This window comes from SAR324 cluster bacterium (assembly GCA_015232315.1).
Taxonomy (GTDB): domain Bacteria; phylum SAR324; class SAR324; order SAR324; family NAC60-12; genus JADFZZ01.
Window position 1 is genome coordinate 89256 of the sequence record JADFZZ010000015.1, and the last position, 12709, is coordinate 101964.

Genomic DNA, 12709 nt, shown 5'->3' on the forward strand with positions numbered 1-12709 from the left:
CCATTATGCTGAATATCATTAATGACACCGAATACAGGGATTTTTTCCATCAGATCAAGGAACGGGTCAGAAACGCACAACTGGAAGCTTTGCGGGCGGTCAATAAAGAACTGGTGTCCTTGTATTGGGATATGGGAAAGATGATCGTGGAGACTCAGGAACAACACACTTGGGGAGACTCGGTGGTGGAAACACTGGCGAAAGATCTGCAAAAAGAATTTGCTGGCATGAGAGGGTTTTCTCTCAGAAATTTGTATAATATCAGAGCGTTTTATCTCACTTACCGGGATCTTCCAAAATTGCAATCACTGATTGCAGAAATAAGTTGGACGCACAATCTGGCTATTCTCGAACGTTGTCAGGACGAGGATGAACGTCGCAACGCCCTGCGTCGGGAATTTTATACGAAACAAACCATCGAACAGCGATGGAGTTCCCGAACCCTGAAAAATCATCTGGAAAGTCAAACCTTCGAGAAATTTCTCCTCAAACAAACCAATTTTGAAAAAAAACTCCCTTCCAAACTGCAAAAAGACGCGCAATTGCTGGTGCGGGACGAATACAACTTTTCCTTTTTAGGACTCAGTGAGGAACACAAAGAACAGGAAATCGAGACCGCCCTGATCGCCCATATCGAAAAAACACTGATGACCTTCGGCAATGTCTTCGCTTTTGTGGGAAGGCAATATAGGCTGGAACTGGAGGGGGAAGAATATTTTGTGGATATTCTGCTGTATCACCGGAAATTGCGCTGTTTGGTTGCAGTGGAACTGAAAACCGGCAAATTTCGTCCGGAATATGCGGGTAAAATGAATTTTTATCTCAATCTGCTCAATGACACGGTTCGTCTGGAAGACGAAAATCCCAGTATTGGCATTATTCTTTGCAAGGAAAAAAAACGAACAACTGTGGAATACGCCTTGGGGCAGGTCAATCAACCCATGGGCGTCGCCGAATATCGCCTGACTCGAGAACTCCCCCAGGAATGGAGTCAACTGCTTCCCAGTGTGGAAGACATTGAACAAGAAATGAATTTTTTAAAAACTTGATCCGAAGGCTCTCTGTTTGAGCGTTCCTTAACCTTTGACAGAACAAATATTATGGCTGATATTGACAAACTCCCGTTGACCTCCATGAATATTCCAGAGGAACAACAAAATAAATTGAAAGAGCTTTTTCCTGAAGTGTTTACGGAAGGCAATAAAATCGACTGGAATAAACTCCGGTTGACATTGGGAGAACAAATTGACGTGGGCAAGGAACGCTACGGGATGAACTGGCCGGGAAAGGCGGACTGTTTCAAGACGATCCAACAACCCAGTATCGGCACACTGGTTCCCTGCCCGGAAGAAAGTGTGGATTTTGACACCACCCAAAACCTGTTCATTGAAGGGGACAACCTCGAAGTTTTGAAACTCCTGCAAAAAAGCTATCTGGGCAAAGTGAAGATGATCTACATTGATCCCCCATACAACACCGGCAACGACTTCATTTATCCTGATAACTACTCGGAATCACTGGAAACTTATCTCTCCTATACAGGACAGGTGGATGAAGCAGGACGGAAATTCAGCACCAATACCGATACCGATGGACGCTTTCACAGCAAGTGGATGAACATGATGTATCCCCGTCTGTTTTTGGCAAAGAATTTGTTGCGGGAAGATGGGGTTATTTTTGTGAGTATTGATGAAAATGAAGCGAAAAACTTACGAGCAGTGATGGATGAAATTTTTGGGGAAGAGAATTTTTCTGGCGAGATCGTTTGGAAAAATAGCAGTAAAAACGATCAAGCATACATATCAATTCAACATGAATATATTCTTTGTTATGTTAGAAACAAGAGTGAAAATAATGGAGAATGGAGTGAAAAAAAAGAAGGACTTAATGAAATTTATAAGGCATTTGATGGATTTAGGAAAAAACATGGTAATAAATGGGATAAAATTCATGAAGAAGCTGTTGCGTGGTATAAACAATTCCCAGAATCAAATCCTATTTTTTCAAGTAAACATTATTCTTGGATGGATGAAAACGGGGTATATTTCCCCGATAACATTTCAGGTCCAAACTTTGGTCAGTATAGATATGATGTGATACACCCTGTTGCTGGAAAGGTTTGCAAAGAACCCTCAAGTGGTTGGCGATTTCCTGAAGAAACTATGAAACAAAGAATTGCAGATAATCTAGTGCATTTTGGGAAAGATGAATCTACGATTCCTAATAACAAAACTTATTTAAAAAATACTGAATCCCAAAGTTTATCAAGCATTAAATACAAAGACGGGAGGGTGGCTTCTAAATTATTAATTAAACTCTTAGGGGGAAATTATTTTACTAATCCAAAGGATGCTAACTTGTTAGGTTTAATTATAAAAGCAGTTCTTAAAGATAATTGTGGAATCATCCTCGATTTCTTCTCCGGCTCCTGCACCACCGCCCATGCTGTTCTCGACCTCAACAAAAGTGATGGAGGTAATCGTAAATTCATCATGGTTCAGTTACCAGAACTGTGTGATGAAAACTCAGAAGCCTACAAAGCAGGATATAAAACCATAGCGGACATAGGCAAAGAACGGATTCGCCGAGTGATCAAAAAAATCAAGGAAGAGCAGAATTCCCCACAAGGTGATTTGCTGGAACAAGATCAGCCCTTTCAAGATTTAGGTTTCAAGGTTTTCAAACTATCCAAATCCAATTTCAATATCTGGAACGCCAATGTTGAAAAAGCTCCTGAGTCGATTCAGCAACAATTGGAACTTCATATTGATCACATTGATCAAAAATCCTCTCAAGAAGCCATTCTTTACGAAATTTTGCTCAAATCCGGTTTTGAACTGACCACTGCCATTGAAAAACTGAATATTGAGAGCAAAACAGTGTTCTCCATTGCGGAAGGAGAACTGTTGATTTGTCTGGAAAAGCAACTCACCCTGGAAGTGATCCGAGCCATTGCGGAACGAAAACCCTCACGAGTGGTGTGTCTGGATGAAGGTTTCCAACACAATGACCAACTCAAAACCAACGCTGTTCAAATCATGAAAAGCAAAGGTGTTCTTAACTTCAGAACCGTATAACAGGAGGTGTCTATGTATGCCATTGAGTTTGAATCCCATATTAAAAACGGAATGATTGAAATCCCTGAAGAGTATAAAACCCAAATCCCCGCAACCTTTCGAGTGATTGTGTTGACTCAGGAAAACATTTTAGCGAAAACAGAGTCCACCACCACTTCGGATGATCGTCCGTTTGCTTCCTTGAGTGAAGAGGAAAAACAACAACGGATTCAATCTGTTCGAGGGAAATATAGAGGTTTGATCTCCAGCAGTGATGAATTCGCGCGTCGCAAACAAGAAGAAATCGATTTGGAGGGATGATGCCTTATGTTTTAGATGCCTGCGCACTGATTGCTTTTTTGGATGATGAACCGGGAGCGGATGTTGTGGATACCTGTTTAGAAACAGGAAAGTGTTATCTGCATGCCATCAATGCGTGTGAAGTTTATTACGATATCTGGAAAAAATCAGGGGAGAGTGTAGCGACAACGATAGTAGAACGATTAGCTTTATTGGGTATTTTTCTCCAAGATGACATGGATATCACCTTTTGGCAACAAGTTGGCAGATTGAAAGCCGAAATCAAGAGGATTTCTCTGGCTGATTGCTTCGCTGTCGTATTGGCTCAGAAAACAGGCTCGACCCTCCTGACATCAGACCACCACGAATTTGACCCCATTGTTCCTCTGAATTTATGTTCCATTCAATTTATTCGGTAAATCATGAAACTCAAATTTGATTCAACACAGCCCCACCAACTGGCAGCAGTGCAAAGTCTCGTTGATTTATTTGATGGACAGCCTCTCAACCCAGATGGATATACCATTTCAATTGATACCAAAGATCAGCAGTATCATGGCGGAACTATTCAGGAAGAGTTAGGTTACGGCAACCAGCTTTTACTTTCCGAAGAAGCTCTCTGGAAAAATCTCCATAAAATTCAGGAAAGCAATGAACTGGATGTCACCCCTCAAGAGAAACTGGAAGAATACGGCATGAATTTCTCCGTGGAGATGGAAACAGGAACTGGAAAAACCTATGTGTACCTCCGCACCATCTTTGAACTGAGTCAAAAGTACGGCTTCAAGAAATTCATTATCGTGGTTCCGAGTGTCGCCATTCGGGAAGGCACTCTCAAAAATATTGAAATCACCAAAGAACATTTCAAGGCGCTTTACAACAACATCGAGTTTGAATCGTTTGTCTATGACAGCAAAAAAGCAAATCGGTTGCGGCATTTCGCTACCAGCAACCAGTTACAAATCATGGTGATCAACATAGATTCTTTCAACAAGAAGGACATTTCCGTGATTCATAAGGAAAGCGATAAACTTTCCGGTCATCAACCGATTGAATTTGTACAGGCAACCCATCCCTTTGTAATCGTTGACGAACCGCAAAGTGTGGACAACACACCCAAAGCTCAGGACGCCATTAAAACGCTGAACCCTCTTGCCATTTTCCGTTATTCAGCCACTCACAGGAATCTTTACAATCTTGTCTACAAGCTCGATCCGATCAAGGCTTATAAATACCGTTTGGTAAAGCAGGTTATTGTAGCCTCGGCAAGGGGCGACAACGGTCAAAATGACGCCTATATCAAATTGCTTGAGGTTGATAACAAAAAAGGAATTAAGGCAAGAATTCGGATTCATTCAAAAACAAAAAACGGGATCAAGGAAGATACGATCTGGGTCAAACAGAATGATGACCTGTTTATCCGATCCAATGAACGAGAAGCTTATCGGAACGGTTTTGAAATACTGGAAATCAGTGCGGAACCGGGAAATGAATACATTGAGTTTACATGGGGAAGACTGAATTTGGGACAGGAACGCGGAGGTATTCAGGAAGATTTAACCGAAATTCAAATTCATAACACCATCAACAAACATTTGGAGAAAGAACTTCAACTCAAGGAAAAAGGGATCAAGGTTCTGAGCCTGTTCTTCATAGACCGAGTCGTGAATTATCGTGAATATGACAGTGACGGGAACCCCCAAAAAGGAAAATTCGCCAAAATTTTTGAACAGCACTACGAGGCACTTATTAAACTTCCGAAATACAATGGTTTGAAAGGATACCCCGTTGAAAAAATTCATGACGGTTATTTTTCTCAAGATAAAAAGGGAATTCTCAAGGATACGACAGGATCAACCCAGGCGGATGATGACACCTACGCGAAAATCATGCGGAACAAGGAACAATTGCTTTCACTGGATGAACCATTGAAATTCATTTTTTCCCATTCGGCTTTGCGTGAAGGTTGGGACAATCCGAACGTGTTTCAAATCTGCACCTTGAATGAAACCCGCTCTGTCATGAAAAAGCGTCAGGAAATTGGACGAGGATTACGATTACCGGTGAATCAGGAAGGAGAACGGGTGTTTGATGAAAACATCAATAAGCTCACGGTTGTGGCAAACGAAAGTTATGATGAGTTTGCCGCAAAGCTCCAAACCGAATACGAGGAAGATTGCGGAGTTACCTTTGGCAAAGTACCGAAAATCGGTTTTTCCAAACTGACTAAAATTGTAGATGATCAGGAAATTCCACTGGGACAGAAGAATTCAGAAAAAATATGGACGGAATTAGTTGCCAAAGGATTCATGGATGAAAAAGGGAAAATCCAATCTTCATTCAATCCTAAAAAGCCTGATTTCAGTCTGGGATTATCGGCGGAGTTTCAACCACTGGAAGCGGAAATTGTGACTGTTCTGCAATCCTTTCAGTTGGAACGTCATATCAAGAAGGATGAAGAACCCCAAAAATTACAAATCAATAAACAGGTATTTCTTGATCCGGAATTTGAAAAACTGTGGGATCGCATTAAACACCGCACGACCTATGCGGTGGAATATTCCACCCAGGAATTGATCACCAATACGGTGAAAGCTATTAAGCGGATGGAACACATTGAATCTGTGAAAGTTTCTTATCGGGAAGATTTGCTGAATATAGAAAATAAAGGTGTTACCACTGTCAATATTAAGGGCCACGACATCAAAATTGAATATACCGGAGGATTGCCGGATATTCTGGCCTATCTCCAAAAAGAAACCGAATTGACCAGACGTACTTTGGTTTCCATTTTGACGGACAGCGGTCGCTTGGCTGAATTTGCGGTGAATCCCCAAAAATTCATGGATGCGGTCGGAAATATCATCAAACGTGAACTGCATAAACTGATGATTGACGGAATCAAATATGAAAAACTCACGGATGGGATGATCGAATGGAGTATGCAACTTTTTAAAGACCGGGAGATCCTGAGTTATCTGAACAACCGTCTGGATGTTCATAAATCCGTTTATGACGCAGTCGTCTATGATAGCGAAGTAGAACGCAAGTTTGCCGAAGAAATGGACAGACGGACAGACATTAAGCTATTTGTAAAACTCCCTGCCTGGTTCAAGATAGAAACACCGATTGGGGAATACAATCCCGATTGGGCCATAGTGAAGCATTTTGACGAAACCGTTTATCTTGTCCGTGAAACCAAAGGCACCAAGGATTTTGAAAAACTCCGCAACTTGGAAGCCGATAAAATCCGCTGTGGCAAAAAACACTTTGAAAGTTTGGCGGTTGATTTTCAGGTGGTGGTGAGTGCGGGGGGTCTGTAATTTGTTGTTATACAAATTCACGAAAATTATTCTGAATGGACAAATGATATGCAGGGCAATTATTGGCATTTATATCAAAAAACAAACATTCAGTCTGGTCATTACTGGCAGGACGGTGGTCTCTGTAAGCTGGTTTGTGAATAATAATATCAGTAGCTTATAAAGCCAAGTTTTGAACTCAAGTTCCAGGAAAATCAATGGCCTGCGAGAGATAAAAGTACCTAATTTGATCTAACTCCACCAGTTTGCATAGACTTCTTTACGATTTTTCCTCGGGATAAAATAGATTATGATAGAAAATTAGTGCGAAACTTGGTAAGCATTTTGGTAAGCAAAATGGGTACAATCTGGGGTATATTCGATGAAATTACGGTAAATACCAATTTTTAATTTATACCAACAATATCAAAATATTAGTAACAATAATTAGCTCTCGGTAACTCATGAAAAAAGGTGGGGTAGCGGGTTCGACTCCCGCCACCTCCACCATTTGCACACGTTACCACACTTTATTTTTCCCTACTCCAGACCTGTAAAACCTCTTTGTGTTCACTCTTTGATTACAGACAACACCACGGTATTGGTCGAACACCAAGTTAGCCAACACCGAATTGACCCATCATGGTGAGACCTATCTCGATTGACAGGAATGATTGACATTTTCCCTGTTACCAAGATAGTTTCCATTTGCTATACATCATTATGCGTCATTTGTTGGTATACTTTGAACGGGTGAAACTATGATTTTTTCTCATCCTGAATTGATGTTCAACCAGCCGGAAACTATTGCCATTTCGCGTGTTTCATAACGATAGCTTTCATTAAAAAATTTCCAGCTTGCGGATGCTATGCTGATTTCCATATTTAATAAGCACATTTTCACCGCGTTCTTGATTTTATCTTTAATTGCCATAACAAAACATGGTCCCTGAAACCAGTCCATATGCGGCCATTTATCCGCTGAGTGCCAACCCGCCGACATGGGGTCATGCGGATATTGTATCCCGGGCCGCAAAAATTTTTGATAAGGTTTACTGGTCTGTCGCCTTCAATCCTGATAAAAAATATCTATTTTCAGTGGAAGAACGGATGTCCATGATGCAGGTTTATATTGATCATTTCCAACTGACCAATGTGATACCGGATTCCTACACAGGTTCCACCGTGCGGTATGCTCAACAGAAACAGGTGCATGTGCTCATCAAGGGATTGCGCAATTACAGCGATTTTCAGCAGGAATTCCAGCAGGCCGTAGGGAATAAGGGCATTGACGAAAAAATGGAAACTTTTTGTTTGTTTGGAGCACCCGGCCTGACAGTGGTCAGTTCTTCACTGGTCCGTGAACTGGCATTTCTGGGGGAAGACATCACGCCCTATGTTCATCCGGCAGTCGCACAACGAGTGTCTGAAATCATTCATCATTCAAAAACGTAACCGAGGTTCCGGACATGGTACATGCTCAACCCCGACCTTTTCCTGTGATCAGCTACACCATTGCGCAAGTTATTGGTATTTTGCTGGTGTTGTCGATGGTTACTGTTGATTTTTATGACCCCACCGTATTCAATCAGGTTTATCCTTCAGGCGGCATACAGAACTGGCTGGGGATTGGAGGAGCCTTGATCGGAGGTTCCCTGGTTGAACTGCTTGGAATCTCTGCCCTGCTGATTCCATGGTTCATTTCCCAACTGCCGTTTGCGGCCCTCAAAGCGTCTATGGGAACCAGACTTTACCATGCCTTTGTGGTGGTGTTCATGCTTTCCGTGATTCAGGCAACTCTCGAATCCCTGTTTTGGCCATTGTTCTCTACCCGCGATGCCACCATGTTTCTGTTCCATTCCGGATATCTGGGAATGATGGCGGCATCCTGGCTTACCCAAACCACAGGTCTGATGGAAGGCTCTGTTATGGCCCTGCTGGCCCTGCTGTTTTCCAGCCTCAAGATCTATCAGGCCATGCCCTTCATTGCGACGGGAATCTTGATCCAGCGTGGCTACATGTTGTCAGTGATGATTTTTCTGTTAATTTTAAAACAGCTAAAACTGACCCGAATCAAGTTGAACACATACCATCTGCCTTTCCGTCGGAAATCTGATACTTACGCGGATTCACTCGATTCCCTTTCAATTCCCTGTGAAGAAGACCTGGAGGCCCCCCCTGCTTATGAGGCATCCTCTACTACCATGACGTATGAATCTGTCCACCATGGAGCACGACTTTCATGATGGGAGAAACCCTTCTGTATCAGACCACAGCGGATGGCTTGACCATTCAGGTGGTTGAACGGAATGGCCGCCGCAAATTGCGTTTTGGCAACAGTATCATCCAGAGCGCTATTTCCATCACCAACCCTTCCCGATTGATCATCAGATACATTTGCAACATGATGCTCGGCATGCTCCTGCGTCCGGATGCCCGCCGTATCCTGCATATAGGCTTGGGCGCCGGTACCTTGCCCAAATTCATACACCGCCATTTTCCCCAGACTACTCAGGATGTGGTGGAATGCAATGCGGAGGTGGCCGATATTTCACGCCGTTTTTTTGGATTACCACAGGATACCCGAATGCGTGTGTACATTGCGGAAGGTTCTGAATGGATCAAGAATACATCAGGCCAATATGATCTGGTTTTTCTGGATGCGTATGTGGAAGATGGCGCTCCGGATCATCTGCGGCAACAGGATTTTCTGGAAAATCTCAGTCTTCATGTGAAAGAAAATGGCTGGCTGGTGTCCAATGTGTGGTCTGGTGATGGCATGTTTGAGGAACAGGCCGCATTATGGAACAGGATGTTCGACCATGTTCTGCAAGCACCACAAACCCCCATCGGGAATGTCATTCTATTTGGCGCTCGCAAACCAGCGGTCCTCAATCTTCAACGATTGAGCCGGCATGCGCTCATTCTGCAGAACCGCATGCCTCTCGATCTGAAACACTTGCTGGAATCCATGGTGATTGTGAAGCAGACCTCATAATTTTATAAACATACATTTCCTGTCTTCATAGAGACAAGTGAACTTTTATTCCGGAAATTCAACGCACAAAAATATCCTGTGCATTAGTAAATTGACCGGTTCCACTTCCTGATGATCCATAAGTGATCCAATTCGTTCCACTCATGTCATCAAATCGGACAATGCGGTGATTATCATATTCAGACACATATATCCTGCCGGCAGTATCAATGCTAATACCATTGGGATGATTAAATTGCCCTGTTCCCGTTCCCGGCCCAGTACCATATGTGGTCCAGTTTGTACCTGACATATCGTCAATTCGAACAATACGATGGTTGCCGCTGTCAACAATGTAGATCCTGCCTGAAGAGTCCTGTGTGATGCCATAGGTTTGTGTAAACTGATTGGTGCCCGCACCGGCAGTTCCCAAAGTGGTCCATCCTGTGCTGCTGAAATCCTGGGAAAAGGAAATACGACCAGTATTATATTGTGTTACATAAAAATATCCGGATGCGTTGATATGCACTCCAATAGGCAGATCGAATTGTCCTGTACCGGTTCCAAGGGTTCCATAGGAGGTCCAGTTGGTTCCTGATATATCATCCATTCGAACGATTCGATTGTTGTTCAAATCTCCTACAAAAATTTGACCGTTACTTCTTACAAATATACCCCAGGGTTGATTGAATTGATTTGTGCCGCTTCCTGAAGAACCGAATGTTGTCCAGCCAGTTCCGGCCATATCATTCATTTTCACAAGGCGATGATTCAATTTATCACCGATGTAAATATTTCTGGATGTATCCACAAACATCATTGTGGGTTGATTGAATTGATGTGTACCGCTTCCAAAACTGCCCAAACTGGTCCATCCTGTTCCGCTCATATCGTCTATTCTGACCAGACGGTGATTACTGGTATCAACGATATAGATATAAGGCAAAGCGATGACAAGAGCACTGTTTGATCCAAGAGACCCGGTGGCTCCAGGAGATGCCAGTGTTAATGTGGCCGAGTTGCCGGCAGAATCAGAAATAGTCCCCCCATTCGTTGCTAACGCGGAGGTCGTTGTATAGTCCAGATCAGAAGAAGTATCTCCCTGTTGGAGGGTATAGGAGAACACCAGCGTCGTTGAGCCACTGCCTGAAACATAACTGGCATTTTTATTTGTGGCTCCCATATTCAGCGTCAAAGTGGGTGTGCCCCCTATGGTAGAAACTGTTAATGTTTCTGAAAATACAACATTGATGGAAATAGTAATTCCTGATGTGATGTAGGATCCATTACTGGAAACAGCGGCAACCGAACTGACCGTAGGTGCCGTACTGTCAATGGTAAAGGAAGTGACCGTTAACGTATTACTGACATTGGACGAGCTGTCCGTCACTTTAATGGTACAGTTGCTGTAAGTTCCATCACTTAAAGTTGAAAAAGAAATGGCGTTGTTGCCGCTAACGGCTGTTTTTGTAGAGCTACTGCAACTGCCACCATAAGAAATGGTCCCTGCTTCAGTACTGCTGAACGTATAGCTGGGTGTTTTGGTAGATGTGGGTGTTGAGACGGCAGTAACTTCTGCTATTGTTGGTGCCGTGGTATCGGTGGTGGTGGAACTACTGGTGGTGCTACTGCTGGAACTGCTGGTGGCGGTGCTGCTTTCTGAACTGGTGGTAGTGGAACCACTGGTGGCAGTGCTTTCTGAGCTGGTTCCTGCACTGCTTGTGCTTGCTATGACAGTAATTTCTTTAGACGCATTATCTTTTGATTAGGAGTTCCTCCCAACCATGTTTCACCAGACGCATTGATCTTGACCTCAATTTTAACGGTGAATTTTCCGGGATCAGTTAGCACCCCATTACAGATGTCTTTCCCCTTACAATCGGTTATTGGTTTGCCATCCACACTCCATGTGATTTCATCATAAACGGAGTCAGACGCATCAAGGGTAATTTCTTCACCTTGCAGGATCTGTGTGTCTGGTTTCACAACCAGCACAGCATCAGCCTCGGTATTGTCAGAACATCCAGCAAGAAACAGAGCGGATATGGAAATAATCAAAAAACTGATGCGCATTGAACTATGTCTGTTCATATCCTCTCCCCTCAGAGATTACTTTTAATTTCATTGTGTTACCCATCATTCCATCCTTTCATCTTATGAATAAATCCTAATTGAACTCCATAAAACAACAAGAATTTATTCTCTCATTCCGAGAGAATCTTTTACTGAACGTTTAATTGGCGGTTTTTGAATGTTATGCATGGGTTTCACAAAACTCTAAATGGACTGTCCCGAACTGGCTCATGGTGAGCAACTATTCAGAAATCTTCATACAGCATCATGCCGTCAGGGGCATCTGGATTCGGAATTAGTTTTTGATTTCGGCAATCAACCACATAATCCATTTGTTCAAAAACCAGTTGACCTAATAAATACGGTGCATCTTCTGGTTTTGCTATGCATTGGGTGATGGCTACACGATCGTCAATTACAACTCTTAAATCTTCAAAAACTTCCACTTCTCTTGATGTGCCATCCGCCAATTTGGAAGATGCTTTTTTTAAAAAGGGCAGACCTAATTTTTCAATCATGGATTTAGGCAAGCCTACTGCCAGAGCACCTGTATCAGCGATCATATCCAGGGTAATCTGGCGAACCTGATCCTGAGAGATTATGCCATCTTCTGCTTTGTGTTCATCTTTATGATTTTTTAAAATCACATTCCTGACAATAACTTTTCCCATGTTGACTCCCTGATTTAGTTTTTGGTTTATTAGCTGATAATAAATAAATATTCTTTTTTCAAAAATTTCAATATTGTTAATACGCTACACTGCACAAATGGTGGTTGGCAACATGCGTTATACGAGACTGCTTTTTTAGCAAAAGAACAAGTTTCTGTCCTTGGAAAATAGATAAAAAACCAATGATTTTCACCGAAATTTTCCCACCTGTGCAGGTGTATTTTACGCAACCAGTTTAAACTCAAGGACATGATGCTTAAACCAGGTTGGATATTCCTGATTCTTTTTTAAGGCCGTCACCGAAGCCAAGGCCACACTCCCTGCCTTAGA

The 12709-nt window shown here is 42.6% G+C and carries 13 protein-coding genes; 9 read left to right on the forward strand and 4 right to left on the reverse strand.

The features are described 5' to 3' along the window. Positions 1-5 precede the first annotated feature (5 nt). The 5 genes from HQM11_11775 to HQM11_11795 are packed head-to-tail and all read left to right on the forward strand — an operon-like array spanning position 6 to position 6679. Positions 6-1049 carry a DUF1016 family protein gene (locus tag HQM11_11775; protein ID MBF0351703.1) on the forward strand — a complete coding sequence of 348 codons (1044 nt, stop codon included), beginning with the start codon at positions 6-8 and terminating at the stop codon, positions 1047-1049. 60 nt (positions 1050-1109) lie between these two features. Beyond that, positions 1110-3077 carry a site-specific DNA-methyltransferase gene (locus HQM11_11780; GenBank protein MBF0351704.1) on the forward strand — a complete coding sequence of 656 codons (1968 nt, stop codon included), beginning with the start codon at positions 1110-1112 and terminating at the stop codon, positions 3075-3077. Between the two features lie 12 nt (positions 3078-3089). Then, positions 3090-3377, forward strand: a complete 288-nt coding sequence (locus HQM11_11785) for a hypothetical protein (GenBank protein MBF0351705.1) — start codon at positions 3090-3092, stop codon at positions 3375-3377. Further along, entirely contained in the window at positions 3374-3775 is a 402-nt protein-coding gene (locus tag HQM11_11790; protein ID MBF0351706.1) for a type II toxin-antitoxin system VapC family toxin, read from the forward strand. Before HQM11_11785 ends, HQM11_11790 begins: the two co-directional genes overlap by 4 nt. Positions 3776-3778: 3 nt before the next feature. Next, entirely contained in the window at positions 3779-6679 is a 2901-nt protein-coding gene (locus tag HQM11_11795; protein ID MBF0351707.1) for a DEAD/DEAH box helicase family protein, read from the forward strand. Between the two features lie 751 nt (positions 6680-7430). Here HQM11_11795 and HQM11_11800 read toward each other — a convergent pair. After that, positions 7431-7592, reverse strand: a complete 162-nt coding sequence (locus HQM11_11800) for a hypothetical protein (GenBank protein ID MBF0351708.1) — start codon at positions 7590-7592, stop codon at positions 7431-7433. An 8-nt stretch (positions 7593-7600) separates the two neighbouring features. Here HQM11_11800 and coaD point away from each other — a divergent pair, with 8 nt between their 5' ends. The 3 genes from coaD to HQM11_11815 are packed head-to-tail and all read left to right on the forward strand — an operon-like array spanning position 7601 to position 9656. Continuing rightward, positions 7601-8113, forward strand: coding sequence for a pantetheine-phosphate adenylyltransferase (gene coaD, locus HQM11_11805; GenBank protein ID MBF0351709.1), 513 nt, complete (start codon positions 7601-7603; stop codon positions 8111-8113). A gap of 14 nt (positions 8114-8127) precedes the next feature. After that, positions 8128-8904 (forward strand): DNA translocase FtsK 4TM domain-containing protein, encoded by a 777-nt coding sequence (locus HQM11_11810; protein ID MBF0351710.1) that lies wholly within the window; start codon positions 8128-8130, stop codon positions 8902-8904. Next, positions 8901-9656 carry a fused MFS/spermidine synthase gene (locus HQM11_11815; protein MBF0351711.1) on the forward strand — a complete coding sequence of 252 codons (756 nt, stop codon included), beginning with the start codon at positions 8901-8903 and terminating at the stop codon, positions 9654-9656. The genes HQM11_11810 and HQM11_11815 overlap by 4 nt, the downstream gene beginning before the upstream one ends. Positions 9657-9714: 58 nt before the next feature. On the opposite strand, the gene HQM11_11820 is transcribed toward HQM11_11815, so the two are convergent. After that, positions 9715-11025 carry an NHL repeat-containing protein gene (locus HQM11_11820; protein ID MBF0351712.1) on the reverse strand — a complete coding sequence of 437 codons (1311 nt, stop codon included), beginning with the start codon at positions 11023-11025 and terminating at the stop codon, positions 9715-9717. A gap of 202 nt (positions 11026-11227) precedes the next feature. On the opposite strand from HQM11_11820, the gene HQM11_11825 reads away from it, so the two are divergent. Continuing rightward, the gene (locus HQM11_11825; protein ID MBF0351713.1) at positions 11228-11404 is read left to right on the forward strand and encodes a hypothetical protein; all 177 of its coding nucleotides are present in this window, start codon (positions 11228-11230) and stop codon (positions 11402-11404) included. Here the strand turns inward: HQM11_11825 and HQM11_11830 are convergent. Together HQM11_11830 and HQM11_11835 are read right to left on the reverse strand one after the other, a co-directional pair. Then, complete coding sequence (locus tag HQM11_11830) at positions 11364-11726, reverse strand: hypothetical protein (GenBank protein MBF0351714.1); 363 nt, start codon at positions 11724-11726, stop codon at positions 11364-11366. The genes HQM11_11825 and HQM11_11830 overlap by 41 nt on opposite strands. Positions 11727-11953: 227 nt before the next feature. Continuing rightward, on the reverse strand, positions 11954-12379 hold the full coding sequence (locus tag HQM11_11835) for a hypothetical protein (GenBank protein ID MBF0351715.1): 426 nt from the start codon (positions 12377-12379) through the stop codon (positions 11954-11956). Between the last annotated feature and the right edge of the window lie 330 nt (positions 12380-12709).